The organism is Bacteroidetes Order II. bacterium (assembly GCA_016788705.1).
Classification (GTDB): domain Bacteria; phylum Bacteroidota; class Rhodothermia; order Rhodothermales; family UBA2364; genus UBA2364.
On sequence record JAEUSQ010000025.1, the window covers coordinates 77,194 to 98,018 of the forward strand.

Genomic DNA, 20,825 nt, shown 5'->3' on the forward strand with positions numbered 1-20,825 from the left:
TCCGAATACATTGCGTTTTGGATGTAAACCGCACAAAATCCCGTTATTTTGGACCGAGTAGAAACGCTCTTTAACCTTAACCCCAATCCATTATGGACCCTTTGATCCATCCTGTCGACGCGACTCCAACCGACTTTTTGCCCATTAATGGCACCGATTATGTGGAGTTTTATGTGGGCAATGCGAAGCAGGCTGCCCATTATTATCAAACCGCATTTGGTTTTCAGATGGAAGCATACCGTGGCCCAGAGACTGGTCATCGCGAATCTGTGACGTATGTACTCCGCCAAGATAAGATTCGTTTCCTCTTTACAACAGCCCTTGATCCAGATCATTTTGTGGCGAAGCATGCCCATTTGCATGGTGATGGCGTCCGAGACGTGGCTTTTTGGGTGGATGACGCCGAATACTCGTTCGCTACGACCGTGGGGCGTGGGGCCGTTCCGGTTCACGAACCCATTACTCTTCAAGACGAATTTGGCACGGTGGTGACTGCTGCCATACGTACTTATGGTGATACCATCCATACCTTTGTAGAACGAAAAGATTATGCAGGCCCTTTTATGCCAGGATTTGTGGCGCACCAAAATCCATATTTTGCGCCAACACCCATTGGCTTAAAATACGTTGATCATGTGGTCTGCAACCTTGAATTGGGCGAGATGAACACCTATGCACAGTTTTATGCAAAGGTATTAGGTTTTAGGCAATTAGTCTCCTTCGATGACAAAGACATTTCCACTGAATACACTGCGTTGATGTCTAAGGTAATGTCTAACGGGAACGAGCGGATCAAATTGCCAATTAATGAACCCGCAGCGGGCTTGAAAAAAAGTCAGATTGAGGAGTATTTAGAATTTTACAAAGGAGCTGGTGTTCAGCATATTGCGCTTGCCACCGATAACATCATTGAGACCGTAACGGCCATGCGGAGTCGGGGGATTGCGTTCTTACAGGTTCCAGGGGTTTATTATGATGAAGTGTTGGATCGGGTAGGGCAAATTGACGAAGACCTTGCCCCTTTGCGTGAACTGGGTATTCTGGTGGATCGCGACGACGAAGGGTATTTGTTGCAAATTTTCACCAAGCCCGTAGAAGATCGTCCGACCGTTTTTTATGAAATTATTCAACGGAAAGGGGCGCGTTCTTTTGGTAAAGGCAACTTTAAAGCCCTTTTTGAGGCCATAGAACGTGAACAATCCTTACGCGGCAACCTTTAATACAATCGAAACAGGTTAATATTATGCCCTTCTATCATCGTTTGGGAGATTTACCTTCCAAAAGACATATACAGTTTCGTAAACCCGATGGTGGTTTATACCAAGAAGAGGTTATTGGTGCTGAAGGCTTTAGCGGGATTTCATCCATTGCATACCATTTATATCCGCCAACATTGGTGGATGCTGTCTTGCCACCCCTTGCGGCAAAAGTGGAATATGTGGATGATCCGGCGCTAAAACATCGGCACATCAAAGGCCATGATTTCCAGCCTCATGGAGATTATTTGACGGGACGTGAATATATCATGGGAAATAATGATGTGAGGTTGGCACTTGTGGCCCCAACCGAGGACATGAAGGTGTTTTACCGAAATGCAGAGGCCGATGAAGTGGTTTTTGTTCATGAGGGAAGGGGGGTTTTGAAAAGTATGTTCGGTAATTTGGCGTTCAAGTCGGGAGATTACGTTCATATTCCGCGCACCATCACCCACCAATTTGTGTTTGACGCGGGCATTCAGCCGAGACTTCTGATCATCGAAGGAGTTGGAGAAATCCATTTCCCACGGCGATATCGCAATAAGTTTGGGCAATTATTGGAACACAGTCCATTTTGTGAGCGGGATATTCGCGTCCCAAAAGACTTAGTCTGCCACGATGAAACAGGGGCATTCGAGGTACAAATACGCAAAAATGGTTTTTTAAACCGTTTGATTTACCGTTATCACCCCTTCGATGTGGTAGGTTGGGATGGATATATGTATCCCTACGCTACGTCCATTCACGATTTTGAACCGATTACAGGCCGAATTCACCAGCCGCCACCTGTACACCAACATTTCGAAGGACATCATTTTGTCATTTGTTCGTTTGTTCCCCGCCTGTTCGACTATCATCCAGCGGCCATTCCGGCGCCTTATAACCACTCCAATATAGATTCTGACGAGGTGCTGTTTTATGTGGATGGCGATTTTATGAGCCGCCGGGGCATCAATCGTGGTTCGTTCACCTTGCATCCAGGCGGGATTGCTCACGGACCCCATCCGGGAACCATAGAAGCCAGCATCGGAAAAAAGGAAACCCATGAATGGGCGGTTATGGTGGACACCTTCCGTCCGCTTCAACTGACCCAAACAGCACTCCTTTTGGAAGATCCGGTCTATATGTTGTCTTGGCAGCCGGAACGCCATACATAAACTATTTTATTCCAATAATTTACGGAGGGAAAGGTCGGAATTGTTGTTTTTGCTCCAATAGTCTAAACGGGTGGTTTTCTTTCGGACAGCCTTGGTGAGAAGTGGGACCGCTTTTCCAAATCCATCTTGATAGTCTTCTGTCCAACCAAGAATGGCATAAGGCATATTCGGCTCGATGGCAATGCGAAGGATTCTTGGCTCTGGCTCGGTATAGGTCAGTTTATAAATACGCATGGGCGTTTGGCCAAACATGTCATCAGGGGCTTTCTCCCACTCGCCCACTGCATTGACTACCTTTTGTGTATGGTGGTGCAGCCGAGAAAATAACGTGGACGGGATGACCTGCATAGTGCCTGTGGGCAGTTGGTCTGGATTTAGCCGGAGTTTTGTCCATAGTTCGTCTTCCAACAAAACTTTGGGCAAGGTTCCGGTTTCATCTCCTTCGGACTCGAAGTAGGAAAGGCCCCGAAAGGAATATTGGTTAGGTAGTAAATTATATTGCATGAACACATGACCGCACCACTCCTGCACACTGGTCGTAACTTTTAGGCTGGAGGTACCTTGAAGAGGGGTGAAAACCGACGTCATCAGGCTATAGGGATAAATTCCGGTTTGAAATTTTTTGACAAGGTTCAGTTTTAAAACGGGCATACGGTCTGTGCCAGCGGATTCGGGGCGGTCTAATTTTACTTGTTTGCGGGCCGAGAAATCTTCTGTAACAAAAATGGTAACGGCTTCCCCTTGTCTGATTTCGCCATACCGCGCTTGTTCTAAGTGATAAGCGGTTAATTCGGCTTTTCCGTCAAACCAATGGGCATTCCATTGGGGTGTGGTAGTGCTTTCTGTTTCTGTAACCGCCTTTGCTCTTTGTGATACGGGGTTCGTCATGGGCGCATTGTCTTGATGGCAACCCAATAGCAAAGAAATAAAAAATAAATACTTATACATAATTTTCTTTATTGAATTTAGGTCAGAATATCCACGTTATCGGCAGGTATTATAACCGTTTTGCCAAAGCGTTCGTTCCGGTCTGGCGCCCCATTTTCCAATTTTAACACACCTCTTGGACATACGGCGGCGCAAACGCCACAGCCTACACAAGAAGCACGAACGATGTTTTGGCCGCGTTGGGCATACCATCGAACATCAATCCCCATTTCACAATAGGTAGAACAATTCCCGCAGGAAATACACTGACCGCCGTTGGTCGTAATTCTGAAACGGGAAAACCACTTTTGCTGTAGCCCCATTAGTGCCGCCATCGGGCAACCAAAGCGACACCATACCCGCGACCCCATGATTGGGTAAAATCCCACGCCAATGACCCCCGAAAAAACAGAACCTATCCAGAAACCATACCACTTGGCATATGATTGCGAGAATGTCCCAAGAAAGGCACCTTGTTGCCATGAATTAAGCCATAACAATGCCGTAAGCACGACAATGAGCAGAAGCACCGTATGGATCATCCACCGTTCTACTTTCCAAGCCCCTAGCGATTTGTCTGATAATTGCCGGAAGGGGTCTCCGAGGGTTTCTGCCAATCCGCCACAACCACAAACCCAAGAACAATACCACCGTTTGCCAAAAAAATAGGTGAGCAGGGGCGTCACAACAAAAGTCATCACGATGCCCACAATCAACGCAAAAAAAGCAACCGAAGCCCCATTAGAAAGCCATTGTACGGTCGAGGGGAATAAATAGTCATAATCCAATGGCCAAAAATAATGGAAATAAAATTCCGGCTCGTTCATGAGCTTTAGCACTGCCGGAACGATAAATGCAAACATGGTTTGGAAGAACATGACGGAAAGCGTCCGGAAAATTTGATAGCGGTTATGACGATACTTATAAAGCATCCGGACTCCCATCACCAAAACGGCCAAGGTGTAAAACAAACCGTACAAAAACCACTGATCAGCAGGAACACCACGCATCCATTGACTCAGCGGCTCGGTGATGGCGACCATGTTTTTTAGATATTCGGGAAACCAATACAGCAGTACATAAAAACCTGTAAGCAAAAATCCCAAAAACCACCCGCCCACTCCGCGTGCCGTAAACGTGTTTTGCATCACATAATTGTTCTTGATACCGGGCCAAGTATGCTGGTACGTAGCCCAAATGTACCAAATACTCCCAAAAGTTGTGCCGCCAATCCCCGCTATCAGCGAGAAAATTGGTCCTTTGGGGCCATATCCCAAGGCAGCTATCAAGCAGATTAATAGCCCTGTAAGTAAAATACCAAGCCCAATAGGTCTGGAGAACGCATAGGAAGGGTTTGCTGTCATTCGATTTGCCATAACAATCTTTTAAAGTGGTAATTAAGGTGGTCTATTGTTGTTTTAAATAGCCCGTCAAAATCCGCGTAAAAGAAACCCGATACGCTGCTTTCGGAACGTAAAAAGGCATGATTTTATCTACATCAACCTGCATGTGGGGGCTAATCTTTTCAAACCGATCGGAGGAGAAGGGTTGAAAAGAATCGTTATTCCCAAATTCGTTGCTCCATTCCCAACAAACGATCGCTTCCTAAAAAGGTGTCTTTATAAAAAACAAGTGTTTGCCAACGCAAGGTGCGATTGAACCACGGAGAGGTCTGGCTTTGGTCAAACGCTGGATCATCTATATGATAGCGGTATTCAAACAAGCCTTGTTTAAGCCGTACATCCAGTGTATAAGCCTGTTCTTCTGTTGACCAAGTCATTTTATAAGGTGTATCCTTTTTCCATTCATTAAAATCACCCTGAAGAAACACAGGGAAAGGCAATGCCGTTTTTGACACTGGAATAAACCGAAACACAACATCCACATATTCGGCTTGTAGCGCTTCATATCCGGTTGGCACATCATGTGCCTCATATAGGGGGTTCCCGTAAGTTCGTCCGCCATCACTATATAAATCTTGGTCATAGTGTTCTGTCATCAGTTTTATCTTAAAGGGCGAAAGTGAGCGGTTTACCTGTTCAATTTTGCCCCCGTTTTGTAGCCGACGCAGATCCAGAACCCGCCGATCCCATTTGACGGCAAAGGCTTCATGACGGTTAGGACCATAGGTTATTCGGGGAAAAAAGTTCAATCGTGGTTCTTTATAACAAATTATAGGATGATTAAGCGCATGTTCATAGCCACAGACGGTTAAGTCATACACATTAGCGGTAAGATGATCGGGCAATTCTACCACCAACTCCGGCCAAAAATCGAACCCTCCTCTTCTGTTTCCTTGAATGAATTGGGCTGTGTTGGAGAGCCGAGCCACGTTTTCATATACAAAAAACGTTCGTTCAAACCGAATGTCTTCTGGTCTTCCTTGTGCTGTGACCCGAATCGTATAACGCCCGCTGACCCGAAATTGTATCTTTTCGTTAGGGAAAACATACCGATAGTGGGTATATGGGATTTGGGTATGGCTGGAGGGGCGTGTCTCTAAAACCACATCCTCTCGTGCAAGCTGCATGTATTCTATGGGTTGCAAATCTCGCTTTCCCGTTACATCTTCGTGAAAAAAATAAACCGAGAGGGGCCTTGCATCCGTCGAGAGTACATCAAAATGCAATTGGAGGAATTCATCACTGTTTAAACGGATGACCGGGGCTTGGGTCTGATTGGTTCCTGCATACAGTTGAATGGAGGCAATGGGTGGGAGTGGAGCAATAGATGTGTCTGAAATGGGCGTTTTCTCCTCTTGAAGTCCCATCATGTGGGCACATCCACCCAGATGGATGAGTAAAAATAAATAAAAAAGTTGTTTCATCACGTCCAGTGTTGAGGTTTCGGAAAAGCGAGAAATAAAGAGGTATCGAAGGCGCTATGAAACAGGGGCGTTTAGATATTTAGGGTTTGTTTAGGATGAATGCAAATTTACAAAAATAAAAAACTGATCCAAAGGGTTTGGAAGGGGGGGATTTTTTGACTTTGGGATTATAGTCGGATTTCTTCGTTAGACGGTATGGAATGGCCACGCATTGCTAGGGCTTGTTGTTGACCACCAACTTCTGTCAAACGCTTGGCTTCCACAACCGATCAGTCCCAAAACAATTTCATACCCTCGGCGGGCTTCCACGGATGTTTGGGTTCAAAATAGCGCCACAACAAAGCCGAAACTTGTCTTAATAGGACAAATCCTTCATTCTCGTACACCCATCTCGTATCGGTTTGGTTTTTGGTAATCACGGTAAACGCGTAATCTCCGGAAGGTGCATTAACCAATACCGTCTCGGATCGGGAACGGTCCACTGCACCTTGTTTTGAGGCCACTTGAATGGTGGGTGGAATCTGTGAAAGGGCTTCGTCGTTCCAATAAATTCGGGTAAGGTTTCGATACATTTCCTCGCTGGCAGCAGGACTAATTAGGTTGCCTTTGCGGATGCTGATCATCAATTGCGTCATTTCTCGTGGTGTGGTGACGCCCCAGCCATAGAGGCCACGCATGGCTTCTCTGCCTGGTGTACGTGAATTGACGCGGGTATGCGCCAAGCCACTTTGTTGCATCAAGGCGTTAATTGCAGTTCCTGTACCAGCCATCAACTGACACCAAAGAGAAGCCGTATTATCACTGGTGGTAATCATAAGCATGGCCACCTTGCTTACACTTATTTTTTCCCCATCTTTAAACGAGCCTAACAAGTCTTCTCCGGCGTAAAGCAAAGAGTCTTTATAGGTCCAAGTATCGTGATACTTGATTTCTCCTTTATGGATTTTGTTGAAAAGACCAGCCATGATGGGTACTTTTATCATACTGGCCGTTGGAAAAAGGCTGTCTGGGTTTACAGCGGCAAAACGGCCCGTTTTAAGGTGTTGGACGTAAATGCCTACCGTGCCATTGAAAGGTTTGGCAAGTGCCTGAAGGCGGTTTTCGAGGACGGTGTCCCGTCGAAGAGACTGGCCGAAGCCCGGTGTAGCCAGTAACATACCTATTAGGAGGATGCGGTAGATGTTCATTTTTATATGGTTAATTGTTTACCAAAAGATACAACTTCTGTACCTAAGAAAATACCCGCACGTATGGGAAATGTAGTCGTGCGCCAAAGACACCGGGTAGTTCCATGTTGTTGATGAGGGTAGTGGGGTGGTACGTTGTTCATTATTAGCATGTTAACATTATTAAGTGATGTTAAATAAAGGGTATATATCATGTAATTAAATTACTTGGCAAGACAAAGTTTAATTTTTTTCAGATTCAGCCATTGTTGAAAGCGCTTTTGACAGTATATTCAAAGGCAACAAGATCAGTCATTTTTAATTATAAGCCCCAGCATACATGTTTGTACCGAGCCTTCTGCTTAAACAGCTCTATACTTTTGGAAGCCTGAAAAACACAGCCCAAGGTGTTGCCTTTCAGATTAAGAACCGACTAAGTGATGCTGAAATCGTAAAAATTTTAAGTGTTTCATTGGAGGGTGAAGAAATTTCGCTTTCGCAAGTGTCTCTGGTTAAGTCAGACGGGGTTATCCTTCATCCGCCTGATGTCAGCAAAGAAAGCCCGATTGTCTTGCCGCTTCGGGATACGTTATTGGTCGTGGCCCAAGTGCCGCATCTTGTGCCAGGGAAGCACCAGATCGAAGTGATTTTTGAGTCCAAACCGTTTGGTAAGTTAAAACTGAAAGTAGAGGACGGGCTTGGAGAAGACAAGCAAGAAGTGAAAATCCCACGAGACGACCGTGACGATTATAGCGAAGCCGCTATAAAAAGCCGCCAACAATTTGTATTTGAACAAACGGGACATAAGATCGAGCACATTAACCACTATTCGTTTGATCCTCATATTACGGCAGGCAATATTGAGCACTTTACGGGGGTCGCACAAATACCGATTGGTTTGGCAGGGCCTATTCTGGTGAATGGCGAATATGCCCAAGGGGAATTTCTGGTTCCGATGGCAACAACAGAAGGGACTTTGGTTGCGTCCTATAACCGAGGGATTAAGCTCATGAACTTGTCGGGTGGGGTTAAATGCACGGTGGTACAAGATGCCATGCAACGGGCGCCCGTTTTTGTTTTTGACGATGCACGGGGTGCCCGCCATTTTGTTTCGTGGGTGCAGGATCATTTTTCCGAAATCGCCGAACATGCCGAAGCCACCAGTAGTGTCGCCAAACTAAAAGAAATTGATGCGTATTTGTCCAATAAATTTGCGTATCTCCGGTTTAATTACAGAACGGGCGATGCTGCGGGCCAAAACATGGTGGGAAGGGCCACATTTGCGGCTTGTAGTTGGATTTTAGACACCTATAAAGATCACCATATTGCCCATTTTTATTTGGAGTCAAATTTTGCGACTGATAAAAAAGCCTCGCAAATTAACATCATGCGGACGCGGGGCAAGCGGGTTACAGCCGAATGCGTGGTGAAGCGAAGTGTTTTGCAGCAAGTGATGCGAGTGGAGCCCGAACAGTTGGTTTACCACAGCCAAGTGGCCAATATTGGCTCTATTTTATCGGGCGCAAACAACAATGGTTGTCACTCTGCCAATGGGATTACGGCTATTTTTATTGCGACAGGACAAGATGTGGCCAATGTTTCGGAGTCCTCGGCAGGTATTTTGTTTAGCGAAGTCACGAAAGAAGGAGATTTATATATCTCTATTACCATTCCTTCGTTGATTATTGCCACTTATGGCGGAGGTACGGGATTGGCCACACAGCGCGAATCTCTTGAGATGATGGGCTGCTATGGTCGAAATGGGGTGTACAAACTTGCGGAAATTATTGCAGGTGTGGTATTAGCTGGGGAATTAAGCCTGGGTTCTGCCATTTCTTCTTCCGACTGGGTTTCAAGCCATGAACAGTATGGCCGGAACCGTTAATAAACTGTTTCTCTGGGTTAGAAAGCAATTAGAATGGAGCACGAACCTGCATTCCGGCGTTATCTTGAATTAAAATCGGAGATCGCCCGATTAGAAGCTGAATTAGAGTCTGTCAAGTCCGAAGTGTTTTATTATGTATCGGAAATGGGGGGAAAGGTGGCGTTCCAAGAGGTTGAGTTTCTGGAGCAATACCGGAAGACCTATGAGTACTCGGAAAGCATTCAGCAGATGGAGAAAGACTTAAAAGCGTTGAAGAAAAACGAGGAAGTCCAAGGGGTGGCAACGCTTAAAAAGATGACTGGATTTGTGGTTGCAAAGTCAATAAAACCCCCTCAATAAAACCAAAGCACCCTTTAACCAAAACAAAAGTCTCATGCAAAAGACGCTCTTGCAATTAGTCGAAGAAGGATACCCCCTTAACAAGACGGGTGTTTGTATGGCCGTAAAACGCGACGGGCAATGGGTTGAAACCCCAATTGAGGATTTCCGGAAAAAAGTAGCCCGCTTTGCGATGGGACTATACGGCCTGGGTATCCGGAAAGGGGATCGTGTTGGGCTTCACAGTGAAAATTGTACCGAATGGATCTTGTGCGATCTGGCCATTCTTTCCCTTGGAGCTGTCACGGTTCCCATTTATGCCACACAGCCAGGTGAGCAGATTAAGTATATCTTGGAAGATTCCGAGACCAAGGTCCATATCACTTCTTCGCAAAAACTGTTTCAGGTGTTTGCGCCTTATGTGGACGAATTGCCAGACCTGCAACTGGTGGGTATCTTAGGGCGGTTTCATGATCGGATGAAGACCCTTGATGAGGTTATGGCGCAGGGAAAGGCGCTTTTGAATACGGAGGAAGCCATCTACCCCGCAATAGTGGCTGCCGTTGAACCAGAAGACCTTGCAACGCTCATCTATACATCAGGGACAACCGGAATGCCCAAAGGGGTGATGTTGACCCATTGGAACATTGTTTCCAATGTGATTGCGGTGAAAGAGCATGGGTTTTTTATCAATACCGAGGAACACGGCGGCGGGAAGTTGTTGTCCTATTTACCCCTGTCCCATATTTTTGAACGTTGCATGACGTTTTTGGCGATTAGTAGTGGCTTCCCAATGTACTTTATCCCAAATATTGATACGTTTACCGCAGACATTCAGGAAATAAAGCCCGTCCACTTTACTACCGTTCCACGCTTATTGGAAAAAGTTTATACTGGCATTCAAACCAAAGTGGAGGCCACGCCAGGTGCTAAAGGCAAATTGGCACGTTGGGCATTCCATAAAGCCAATACCTATGAAGTTGGGACACCTAAAACCGGACTTGGCTGGAAATTGGCAGATAAATTGGTCTTGTCAAAATTTCGGGATTTGTTTGGAGGCAATTTGGTTGGAATTACCAGTGGTGGGGCGGCCTTGCCTTCTAAAATCATGAGTTTCATGAATGGGATTGGCATTCCAACGGCACAAGGGTATGGACTCACCGAAACCAGTCCGGTTTTGACGATTTATAACAAAGATCGGTTGGTAGCTGGTTCCGCAGGCGCTATCCTTAAAGGAGTGGAGCTGAAATTAATTCCCGTAGAAGGAGGGAGCGGGGACGAAGGCGAAATTGTGGTACGCGGCCCAAACATCATGAAGGGGTATTACAAAAAACCAAAAGAAACTGCCGAAGTACTCTCCGAAGACGGCTGGTTTTCAACCGGAGACATTGGGCGGTTGGATCACACCGGAAACTTGTTTATCACCGATCGTAAAAAAGAACTACTGAAACTTTCGACGGGTAAGTACATTGCTCCTGCACCCATCGAAAATGAATTGGTACTGACTCCAGAGATAGAACAAGCAATTGTAATTGGAAATGGACAAAAATTCTGTTCAGCGTTGTTGGTCTTGAACATACCTGCGTTGTTGCATGAAATGAAAGAGGCCGGACATAGCTTAACCGAAGACCAAGTTTGGGATCATCCAGAAGTTCGTGCACACCTGATGAAGGTAATCAAGTCTTGCAACAAAAACTTGCCACATTGGGAGCAGATTAAAGACTTCCGATTGTTAAAAGAACCTTTCAGCATTGAAGGGGGCGAATTGACGCCGAAACTCTCGATGAAGCGGCGGGTGATTCAGGAAAAATACGGGGATGTGATTGCCTCGATGTATCAGGAATAACGCATTTTCTATAAGAGATCGAGAGCCAGAGGCCATTTTTGCTGCCTTTGGCTCTTTTTATTAGGGGAGGAACAGGGTTTATGGAACGCGACACCATTCAAACAGGTAAGATTTTGTAACTTCCCGCTAACTTAGGCCAAAAAGCGCACCATGCTCAATAAGCCCAAGTAAAGTTCATGGGGACAACCCTAAAGACATTACGCTGATGACGGAGTTAATAAAGGCATAGGAAAAGAAATATATCCTACTATTAAGCATAAACATGAAATACGCATTGCTATTCTTTTGTAGTTACTGGTTTACGGTAGCAGCATGGGCACAAACCCCTTTGTTTCAACTTTTGCCACCAGAGAAAACGGGTATCACCTTTCAAAATACCCTCGTCGAAAAACCCGGCCTCAATATTATGGAAATTGCCACTTTTTATAACGGTGCTGGGGTGGCGGTGGGAGACCTGAACAACGACGGCTTGCCAGAGGTCTTCTTTACAGCCAATATGGGGCAGAATAAACTCTACCTGAACAAGGGAAATCTGGCTTTTGTGGACATCACAAAATCTGCAGGGGTAGAAGGGAAGCGTGGCTGGAAGGCAGGGGTAACGTTTGCTGATGTTAATAACGATGGCTGGCTGGATATTTACGTGAGTTATGGGGCCGATGTGGATGAACCTTTGCGACGTAATGAACTCTATATCAATAATAAAAACCTAACGTTTAGTGAACAAGCAGCCCAATTTGGCATTGACGACTTTGGGCATGGCACGCAGGCCCATTTTTTTGATTATGACCGAGACGGAGATTTGGATGTTTTTGTGTTGAATCAGATGGTGAAAAACTACCAGTATTTTGATGTCGCCTATATGAAACGGGCCAAAGACCCTCTTGCTGGAGACCGGCTTTATCGGAACGATAATGGGAAATTTACCGATGTGAGCGACGTGGCCGGAATCATTGCCAACCCCATCGGGGCCGGGCTTAGTGCTGCTGTTTCGGATTTTAACTTGGACGGCTGGCCGGATTTGTACGTCTGCAATGACTACGATGAAGACGATTACTTCTACATCAACCAAAAAGATGGAACCTTTAAAGAAGAACTCAGAACGAGAATGGGGCATACCACCAAAAACTCGATGGGGAGCGATGTGGGAGACATCAACAACGATGGCTATCCGGATTTCTTTGCAGTAGATATGTTGCCGGAAGATAACCGACGACAAAAAATACTGAAAGGCCCTGATATGTATGATTTTGTGCAAATGCTCCTCTCACATGGCTATCATCCCCAGTACATGCGGAATATGCTACAACTGAACAATGGGCGTGGCGAATTTCAGGAAATTGGGCAGTTGGCAGGCGTCTCCAATACCGATTGGTCGTGGGCCTCGCTTTTTGCAGACTTCGACCGCGATGGCTGGCAAGACCTCTATATCACCAATGGGTATTTGAGGGATTATACCGATCTTGATTTCCTCCGGTATAAGTACGGTGAAGCGCGGCGAAAAGCGCAACTGGCCGGACAAGAAGTGGATTTGTTTGCATTGGTCAAAGAAATCCCATCGTCTGGTGTAAAAAATTACTTGTATCAAAACACAGGAAAACTTACTTTTCAAAATAGACGGGAGGCTTGGGGATTGGATCAGGTCTCGGTTTCGAGTGGTGCCGCATATGCAGACTTAGACCTGGATGGCGACCTCGATTTGGTGGTGAACAACATCAATCAAGTGGCTTTTGTCTATCAAAATATGGCCGCCGAACAAGGCTGGGGGCGCTACCTAAAGGTGGAGTTTGAAGGCTCCGAGCGCAATCGGTTTGGAATTGGAGCCAAAGTAACCCTAAGAGGCAAAGAAAAATATCAACTGTTTGTCAAGGAGAACTATGTAGAGCGGGGTTATCAATCCTCCGTAGAACCAATTCTTTATTTTGGATTGGGGGATTTAGAACAGGTGCAATTAGAAGTGGTGTGGCCAACAGGAGAAAAGCAAATCTTGCCAAACATACGCACCAACCAAACCATAACCCTCAAGCAGGCGAATGCCGAAACAACACAGACCACAAATCGGACAACACCCCTTCCTTTTTTGTTTACCGAAGTGGAACGGGGAATAGACTTTATCCATGCAGAGGATGATTTTAATGACTTTAAACGAGAGGTCTTATTGCCCAAAAAACTGTCTAAAATGGGGCCAACCCTTGCTACGACCGATGTGAACGGGGATGGCTTGGATGATGTGTATGTGGGAGGAGCCAAAGGACAGGTCAGTGCCTTGTATCTGCAACAGCCGGATGGAACCTTTCTCGAAAAATCGCAGGATGCGTTTGTCCAAGATACCGATTTTGAAGACGTGGATGCCCTCTTTTTTGATATAGATGGTGATGGGGATCCCGATCTCTATGTGGTGTCTGGCGGAAATGATGCCGATGCAGACGAAAGCGGTTTCAATCCCGCCTACCAAGACCGGCTCTATGTGAATGATGGTAAAGGAAATCTGACCAAATCGGTGCTGCCTGTGATCCAGAGTTGTGGCGGAAAAGTGGCCGTCGCAGATCCAGATGGCGATGGCGACCTTGATGTTTTTAGAACGGGTCATTCGTTTTCGGGGCGTTTCCCAACCGTTCCTCGTAGTTTTTTGCTCGAAAATCAGCAAGGCAAATTGGTGGATGTGACGCCGGAAGTGCTAAAATATGTCGGAATGGCAACTTCTGTGGCCTGGATGGACGTGCAGGGCGACAAAAAGCCGGAATTGGTCGTCGCCGGAGAATGGATGCCGATCCGGGTGTTTAACATTGAAGACCATTGGGAAACGTTGGAAATCTCTGAACAAAGTGGGTTTGCCCAAACCAATGGATGGTGGAATACTTTGGAGGTGGCAGATATGGATGGCGATGGCGATCTCGACCTTTTGGCCGGAAATCAGGGGTTGAATAACCAAATGAAACCCTCGATAAAAGAACCCATGACGTTATTGGCCGGAGACTACGACGAAAATGGTAGCATAGACCCGATTATTAGTTACTACATCCAAGGAAAAAGCTACCCCTTGCCTTCGCGCGACGAACTCTTGGACCAATTAGCCCCTCTACGGCGATTTTTTACCACTTTTGCTTCGTACTCCAATGCCACCATGCAAGATTTTCTGAGTACCGAACAGATAGGAAAGGCGCAGAAAAACACGGTTTATACCTTCGAATCAATGCTTTTTGTGAATGATGGCAAAGGGCACTTTACCGCCCGTCCGTTGCCGATTGAGGCGCAATTTGCACCCATCCATGCGTTTTTGGTGAGGGATTTAAATAAAGACGGTCATCCCGATCTCGTCATAGGCGGGAATAACTACCACGAACGGGCGCAAACGGGGTATCAGGATGCACTTCAGGGACTTATTCTGCTGGGGAATGGGCGTCTGATGCTTGAGCCTGTTGCTTCGGTGGATAGTGGCTTTTATGCGCCGTTGGAAATCCGAGAACTGCACTGGATAAACACCCCACACGGCCCACACCTTGTTGCAGGTATTAATAACAAATCGGTTAAAACATGGCAAATAAAGGGAGGACTACATGATGATGGGGAGAAGTAAATAACTAGGCTCAATTATGATTTCAAGTTGCGATTAAGAGTGTGAGTAAACCGGTCAAAGAGTTGCTTCCTCTTTTTCTGATGTTGTGCAGGAACTCAAAGAATCCCAGATAAAAAGGCATTCGTTCCTGAGAGATACCACGATGAGGTCTTAACCACGGTCTTAACAGTGACCAAAAACATTCCATCGTATTGACGTGTACTTCAAATTTTCCATCCCCGTCTTCGTCTCTGGCAAATTCACCTTGTCCGTGGTTAACGGTTTTGTGTTCGTAAAAATTTGACAACCAGTTATATATGTTGTATTCGTCCGTAAAAACTTTGCTGTCGGCCTGAACAAAACGCTGGATCAATGGCTGAATCGTTTTTTGCTGAACGTTTTCCAAGGCGCGAATGATGACAAAACCGTTTCGCTGGATCATGCCCAAAACAGGCACTTTGTCGTCTTGTGCGGTGCCTCGACCCCGTTTACCCTTCAAGCGCCGCCGCCGTCCTTTTCGACCTTTTTTTTACAGATTCAGGATGCCCTTTGTGGCCTGCAATGATGTATAACTCGTCAAATTCAACTTCTCCGGTCAAAATCTCTTGCGGGCGTTTTTCGTAAACACCCTCTCGAAGCAGGCTGGTCATAGCGTGGCAATCACTCTCTGTCAACCCTAACTCTTTGGCTATCTGTGCATTCGACAAGTTCAAGCCCATTAGGTACAGGCAGATAATCCAGTTTTTCAATGGCTGATGATGCCCTTGAAAAACGGTGTTCGTCAGGTTGTCAAAATATTTTTGACAACCCTTGCACTGATAACGATATCGGTGTTCACTCGTGTTGTGGTGGCCGTGCCGTTTGTGTTTCTTGCTTTGGCAATGCGGGCATTTAACCCCTTCCGACCAACGCAACTCCCTGACTTTCTCGTAACAAAGACGGTCGTCAACAATTTCTTGTATCCTGAGTAACTGCATAGTCTCACAAAGGTAAAAAACAACTTGAAATCATAATTGAGCCAAAAATTATTTTAATGTTCTGAAATTCATTAACACAATTCGCTGAATGTTTAGCACCATTCTGTTAAAATGGCTACTAGGAATGATATTAACGCAATAGCACCACCAATTTCGCCCACTCGTGGGGATGATCCGGGAGGCATTGACTGCAAACAATCGGGCATGGGCGTCGAGATCGTCCACGCTGACAGCAATAACCTTCACTCCACGCTTCGTAAATTCATCGGAAAGCAAAGCGGTTCGGCCTAAGTCCGTGGTACAGACGGGGGTAAAGTCAGCCGGATGCGAGAACAGTAGCCCTTAGTCAATCATGTAAACGGATGGTTCCAAAAGTCGTTTCTACAGTGAAATTGGGGCGATATCGCCTAATGGTAATGACATAAGAGAAATTGTTTTGGTTAATGATGTTGTTTCAAATTGCAACTTATTGCAAAATGGAGGTCTTGTTTATGCCATAATGTTATAATGCCATCAATAGTAGCCCTTATTTTTAGTTCCGCACTGTTTGCAAATGGCTAAGTTTTGGTTTTTATCCTATTAAGTATATGAAATTACAGCATTTATCTGCCCTATTGGCGGTTGTTGATCATCATTTTAACCTCACGATAACGGCCCAACACTTGTTTACAACCCAACCAGCCATTAGTAAATACATCACACAATTAGAAGAAGACATTGGTGTATCCTTGTTTGAGCGTCGGGGGAGAAGAATTTTGGGTTTGTCTAAAGAGGGCGAGCAAGTATATGAACATGCCCGACGAGTGATGCAGGAAGTAGAAAATATTCGCACGATTGCCCACTTAGCTACTTCACCGGAAACAGGATTGATTCGGATGGCCACCACCCATACGCAGGCCCGTTATTATTTGCCGACGCGAATGCCTCGGTATATGGCCCAGCACCCCAAGGTCAAAATGCAGTTGTTTCAGCATACGCCGGTGCAGAATGCCAAATTGTTGGCAGACGGCCAGGTAGATATTGCAATATGTACAGAGGTTTTATCCGATTTTGATGGTTTGTTGGCCATACCATGTTACCGATGGAATCGTCTGTTATTGGTTCCACATGGGCATCCTCTCACCGAAGTTCCCATACTTACGCTATCGGATATTGCGGCATACCCGCTAATTTCCTACTCGATGGGATTTACGGGAAGGGGTAAATTGGATCAAACGTTCCGACAATCGGGCATCCATCCCAATATTGTCATCACAGCCAGCGATGCCGACGTGATCAAAACTTATGTCCGCCTTGGACTGGGGGTGGGTATTGTTGCTGAAATGGCATATGAAAGTGAGACGGACTCCGATTTTACGGCTATTTCGCTGGCCCACCTTTTTCCATCGGCCACCACTTGGGTTGCTTATCAGAAACATCGGCTCGTTTCGCGCTATATGTTTGATTTTATTCGTCAACTTTCGCCAATGACACGGCTAAAATTCCGCGAGGGAGAAGTATTGTATGAGCCGCAGGAAGACCGCATTCCGTTGTTTGGCCTGTTAAGGGTAAACAAATAGCACAGTGGGTAAGTAATTGGACGTGTGTTTGATTCAATAAATAATCTTCTGTTTAGGCTTGCAGAAGAGGAGCTACGACCTTATACTTCATCTGCAATTCCCCTGCATTTCATTGGCCGGAAAATTCTTTTCGGCTGTCATGTTATCTTATTTGTAGTTGATGTTATCCAAATCCTGGCGTCCAGAACTGTCTGTGCGGACATTGGGCGGTTTTGCGGTTTATGCTGGCGAAACCTGTCTTTCGCCTCATATTTGGAAGCGGGACAAAAGCCTTCAGCTGTTTCAGTATTTCCTTGCCACAAAAGGGATTTTTCGGCATCGCGAGATGATTACCGAGGCCCTTTGGCCGGAATTATCGGGTGAGGCATCGGAACGCGATTTTAAGGTGGCTTTAAATGGCATTCAGCAGGCGTTTAAAAATGTGGTGAAGTCGCCTGTGGTGGTACGAAGTGGTGTGAGCTATGCCTTAGATAGTCGGCTAGTGGAAAGTGATGTGGTGGTTTTTGAGCAAAAAATCGCTTCGGGAATTCAAAACGTTTCGGCACAAAGAGAAATGGCAATGGCGTTGCTCCGAGAAGCCTTAATCCTTTATGAAGGTCCCTTTTTACCCGGACGGGCTTATGAAGATTGGGCAAGTGAAGCCCGTGAACGGCTTCATACCTTAGCCTTGAGTACTATGACCACTCTGGCAGAAATTGTGTTGTTGGATAATGCAACCGAAGCGCTACATTTGGCACAGCGGGTTATAGACTTCGAAAAAGGTTGGGAGGAGGCATACCGATTGGCCATGCGGGCCTATGTCATTTTGGGAAATCGGCCCATGGCGCTACGTACCTATGAGAAATGTGCTGATGTCTTGGCGGATTTGTATGATGTCGAGCCTTTGCCACAAACCACTCGGCTTTATGTGGAGATCAAACAACTTTAATGAACCTACGACCGATTCGGATTTGTAACCCATTTGTAACTGTCTTTTTTTACCTTCGCAACAGATAAAGAACATGAGCAAGCAAGACGATCTTTGGAAAGAACTGGAATCCACACAAAGCAAAGTAGTATCCTTCATGGTTCGCTTTACACAACAATTGTGGCAGGACGAAAAGGGGCAGCCGCGTATCTCGTGGCGGGGGAATGTGAAACACGTTCAAGGGGATGAAAATGCTAATTTTACCGATTTTGCCGAGGGCCTGTCCTTTATGCAGTCTCAGCTTCAGGCCATCACCCAACAAACTCTTGAACGATACCGGATGGAAGGACATCCTGCATCCAGTATGGAAGAGGGACTGAAAATATGGGAAGATGCCACCCGAAGATATACGGAGATGTGGGTGAGTGGCTGGCAACACGGTCTTGCTGGCGCACAACAACTGAAGACGCAAATGGACGAAGTGGTCCGAAAAACCATGAGTCCTTGGCCAGAGGTGATGAATCCGGTGGCGCTGGCAGAACAAAACAGGCAGCTAAAATCGGAAGTGGAAGCCTTGAAAGCTCGGATTCTGGAACTGGAACGTCCACAAAAACCGGATGCCTGATAGTCAGTGAACTCCGGAATTCAACCGCATAACGCTTTAATTATCAATATAAACCGGAAAAAATCATGGCAAACGAAGTAAACAACGCTGTAAAAGAAGCCGCTAAGTGGTATGAAAATACCTTGGTGGAAGCCAAAGCCCAATTTGAACAGGCGGTAGCACAAGGACAAGAACAAATGGATAAGAACATGGCGGAAACCCAAGCGCTGTACGAAAAAGCCGTTGCAGCATTTACTAAAAATCAAGAATCGGTACAAGTAGCTGCCAACGAGGCATTTGACAAAGCACTGGCCCTTCAGGCCCAAAATATGGCTTTAGCCTCTCAGATGGTCGAAAAAATGCAAGCGGCATGGGTGAAAGAAAGTGCATCTGTGCTCAACATGACAGAAACCTATCTTGGGCAGGTGCAAGCCAATAACGAAAAGTTCACGAAGCTGGCCACAGGCTTATTTAAACTGAACTAATCGGTTACAAGTAAAATAATAGCAGGGGACACTTTCTGGAGGGCAGAACGGCTTCGGCATTCGGTCCTCCAGAGGTATTTTGTAAACGTTAACCGGTTCAATTGTAGTCCGGAAAGGAGTAAGTGATGATGTTTGAAGACGCAAGCCGCCAGTGGCAGAGCCTCTTAGAAGCAGGATGGTCGCAGTGGCAGCAACAATTCTCCCAAGCCATGCAGTCGTTTGGTCAGAAAGAGCCTTTGTGGGCTGCCGGAGTGTTAAAACAAGCGGAAAGTGCCCAAAAAGTATGGCTTTCGGCCATGCAAACCTTTGCCAGCCAAGCAACCGATTTTCTTGAGCGGATAAAATCACCGAACGATTTTCCTGCCGAATTTTCTCGATATCAGGAATCGCTCAGCAAGCAATTCACCGATGCGGTCTCTAAGTCGCACGCAAATCTAAAGGACTATCAAACACGTTGGGAAGCCTTTCTTTCGCAGTTTAAGGCGTTCCAAGGTATGGGAAATGACCTTTTTGAGTCCTATAAAGCATCGTCAGAAGGATTTGTGGCTTCCAGTAATCCGGAAGAATGGATGCAATCTGGTGTCCGGTTTATGCAGCACCTGTTTGATCAGGCTGGTGGGAAAACGTTTGATGCCCCAGGATTGGGGATGATGCGCAATTATACGCAATTGGTCGGGCAGTCTATGAACGCTTTTCAGGAGGAAAAAGAAGCCGAGCAGGTATATCAGAAATTAATAGCTAAAACATGGGCTTCGGTGGTGGCCCAGATGACCAAAACCGTTTGGGAAAGAGGGCAAGAAGGCAAACCCATTACGTCTTTAAGGGAACTTTCGCGGGTTTGGGCAGGTGTGACCGACGAGGTGTTTATGGAGGTCTTTAAAACCGAAGAATATGTACAAGCACAACTAAACTACCTGAATGCATCGTTCCGTTTCCGACAAACCAAACGGGCGCTCAACGAGGTTTTGCTGGAGGCGCATGACCTGCCAACCCTTACCCAGGTGGATGACCTGATTGAGCGGGTTTATACCCTGCGGAAGGTAGTACGTGCCGCTGAACATGGGCGCACTACAGCGGAAAAAGAAGTAGCCTTACTCAAAAAACAAGTATCGGAGCAGGCGGAAATCCTTGCAGAGATACAAGCCAAACTCCGGCTGAATCAGTCCCAAGAAATGGGAGCAAATGGGGAGGTAGAACCAATGGTTCCGTCCAAAAAACGAACAACCCGAAAACCAAAAACAGGACTTTCTTAATTTTCTTTTCCTTAAACCCAGATACACCGAAAAATAAGATGTTGATTTTAGGTGCCTTGTCAACGTGCCGGAAGAATCATGCTGGGGCACACAATGCAAAAATCA

At 46.0% G+C, this 20,825-nt stretch carries 18 protein-coding genes; 11 read left to right on the forward strand and 7 right to left on the reverse strand.

All coding sequences use genetic code 11. The annotated features are described in order from the left end of the window. The first annotated feature begins 92 nt into the window (after positions 1 to 92). Together hppD and JNN12_06640 are read left to right on the forward strand one after the other, a co-directional pair. Positions 93 to 1,220, forward strand: a complete 1,128-nt coding sequence (hppD, locus tag JNN12_06635) for a 4-hydroxyphenylpyruvate dioxygenase (GenBank protein MBL7977999.1) — start codon at positions 93 to 95, stop codon at positions 1,218 to 1,220. 23 nt (positions 1,221 to 1,243) lie between these two features. Continuing rightward, entirely contained in the window at positions 1,244 to 2,413 is a 1,170-nt protein-coding gene (locus JNN12_06640; GenBank protein MBL7978000.1) for a homogentisate 1,2-dioxygenase, read from the forward strand. Between the two features lie 6 nt (positions 2,414 to 2,419). Here JNN12_06640 and JNN12_06645 read toward each other — a convergent pair whose 3' ends face one another. The 4 genes from JNN12_06645 to JNN12_06660 all read right to left on the reverse strand — a co-directional run bounded on the left by JNN12_06645 (position 2,420) and on the right by JNN12_06660 (position 7,354). Continuing rightward, complete coding sequence (locus tag JNN12_06645; GenBank protein MBL7978001.1) at positions 2,420 to 3,301, reverse strand: hypothetical protein; 882 nt, start codon at positions 3,299 to 3,301, stop codon at positions 2,420 to 2,422. A 77-nt stretch (positions 3,302 to 3,378) separates the two neighbouring features. Then, positions 3,379 to 4,704: a 4Fe-4S binding protein gene (locus JNN12_06650; GenBank protein ID MBL7978002.1), complete on the reverse strand. Its 1,326-nt coding sequence runs from the start codon at positions 4,702 to 4,704 to the stop codon at positions 3,379 to 3,381. Between the two features lie 197 nt (positions 4,705 to 4,901). Next, positions 4,902 to 6,167 carry a DUF5103 domain-containing protein gene (locus JNN12_06655; GenBank protein MBL7978003.1) on the reverse strand — a complete coding sequence of 422 codons (1,266 nt, stop codon included), beginning with the start codon at positions 6,165 to 6,167 and terminating at the stop codon, positions 4,902 to 4,904. A 269-nt stretch (positions 6,168 to 6,436) separates the two neighbouring features. Beyond that, entirely contained in the window at positions 6,437 to 7,354 is a 918-nt protein-coding gene (locus tag JNN12_06660; GenBank protein MBL7978004.1) for a serine hydrolase, read from the reverse strand. 319 nt (positions 7,355 to 7,673) lie between these two features. Between JNN12_06660 and JNN12_06665 the strand changes: the two genes are divergently transcribed. The 4 genes from JNN12_06665 (at position 7,674) to JNN12_06680 (ending at position 14,956) form a co-directional block, all read left to right on the forward strand. Beyond that, complete coding sequence (locus JNN12_06665) at positions 7,674 to 9,218, forward strand: hydroxymethylglutaryl-CoA reductase (GenBank protein ID MBL7978005.1); 1,545 nt, start codon at positions 7,674 to 7,676, stop codon at positions 9,216 to 9,218. 33 nt (positions 9,219 to 9,251) lie between these two features. Beyond that, positions 9,252 to 9,557, forward strand: coding sequence for a hypothetical protein (locus JNN12_06670; GenBank protein MBL7978006.1), 306 nt, complete (start codon positions 9,252 to 9,254; stop codon positions 9,555 to 9,557). A gap of 34 nt (positions 9,558 to 9,591) precedes the next feature. Next, positions 9,592 to 11,382 (forward strand): long-chain fatty acid--CoA ligase, encoded by a 1,791-nt coding sequence (locus JNN12_06675; GenBank protein ID MBL7978007.1) that lies wholly within the window; start codon positions 9,592 to 9,594, stop codon positions 11,380 to 11,382. A gap of 262 nt (positions 11,383 to 11,644) precedes the next feature. Beyond that, positions 11,645 to 14,956, forward strand: a complete 3,312-nt coding sequence (locus tag JNN12_06680) for a VCBS repeat-containing protein (GenBank protein MBL7978008.1) — start codon at positions 11,645 to 11,647, stop codon at positions 14,954 to 14,956. A 22-nt stretch (positions 14,957 to 14,978) separates the two neighbouring features. Here JNN12_06680 and JNN12_06685 read toward each other — a convergent pair whose 3' ends face one another. From JNN12_06685 to JNN12_06695, 3 genes are read right to left on the reverse strand one after another with little or no spacing between them, the layout of a single operon-like run. Beyond that, positions 14,979 to 15,434, reverse strand: coding sequence for an IS1595 family transposase (locus JNN12_06685; protein ID MBL7978009.1), 456 nt, complete (start codon positions 15,432 to 15,434; stop codon positions 14,979 to 14,981). Then, on the reverse strand, positions 15,424 to 15,912 hold the full coding sequence (locus JNN12_06690; GenBank protein MBL7978010.1) for a transposase: 489 nt from the start codon (positions 15,910 to 15,912) through the stop codon (positions 15,424 to 15,426). Before JNN12_06690 ends, JNN12_06685 begins: the two co-directional genes overlap by 11 nt. 48 nt (positions 15,913 to 15,960) lie before the next feature. Further along, entirely contained in the window at positions 15,961 to 16,248 is a 288-nt protein-coding gene (locus JNN12_06695; GenBank protein ID MBL7978011.1) for a redoxin domain-containing protein, read from the reverse strand. Positions 16,249 to 16,499: 251 nt separating this feature from the next. Between JNN12_06695 and JNN12_06700 the strand changes: the two genes are divergently transcribed. The 5 genes from JNN12_06700 to JNN12_06720 all read left to right on the forward strand — a co-directional run bounded on the left by JNN12_06700 (position 16,500) and on the right by JNN12_06720 (position 20,720). Then, the gene (locus JNN12_06700; GenBank protein ID MBL7978012.1) at positions 16,500 to 17,471 is read left to right on the forward strand and encodes a LysR family transcriptional regulator; all 972 of its coding nucleotides are present in this window, start codon (positions 16,500 to 16,502) and stop codon (positions 17,469 to 17,471) included. A 160-nt stretch (positions 17,472 to 17,631) separates the two neighbouring features. After that, entirely contained in the window at positions 17,632 to 18,399 is a 768-nt protein-coding gene (locus JNN12_06705) for a bacterial transcriptional activator domain-containing protein (protein ID MBL7978013.1), read from the forward strand. A 73-nt stretch (positions 18,400 to 18,472) separates the two neighbouring features. Further along, positions 18,473 to 19,003, forward strand: coding sequence for a hypothetical protein (locus JNN12_06710; protein MBL7978014.1), 531 nt, complete (start codon positions 18,473 to 18,475; stop codon positions 19,001 to 19,003). Positions 19,004 to 19,068: 65 nt separating this feature from the next. Further along, positions 19,069 to 19,467: a hypothetical protein gene (locus JNN12_06715; GenBank protein ID MBL7978015.1), complete on the forward strand. Its 399-nt coding sequence runs from the start codon at positions 19,069 to 19,071 to the stop codon at positions 19,465 to 19,467. A gap of 125 nt (positions 19,468 to 19,592) precedes the next feature. Then, a complete protein-coding gene (locus JNN12_06720) occupies positions 19,593 to 20,720 on the forward strand; it encodes a hypothetical protein (GenBank protein MBL7978016.1) in 1,128 nt (375 codons plus the stop codon). The last annotated feature ends 105 nt before the right edge of the window (positions 20,721 to 20,825 follow it).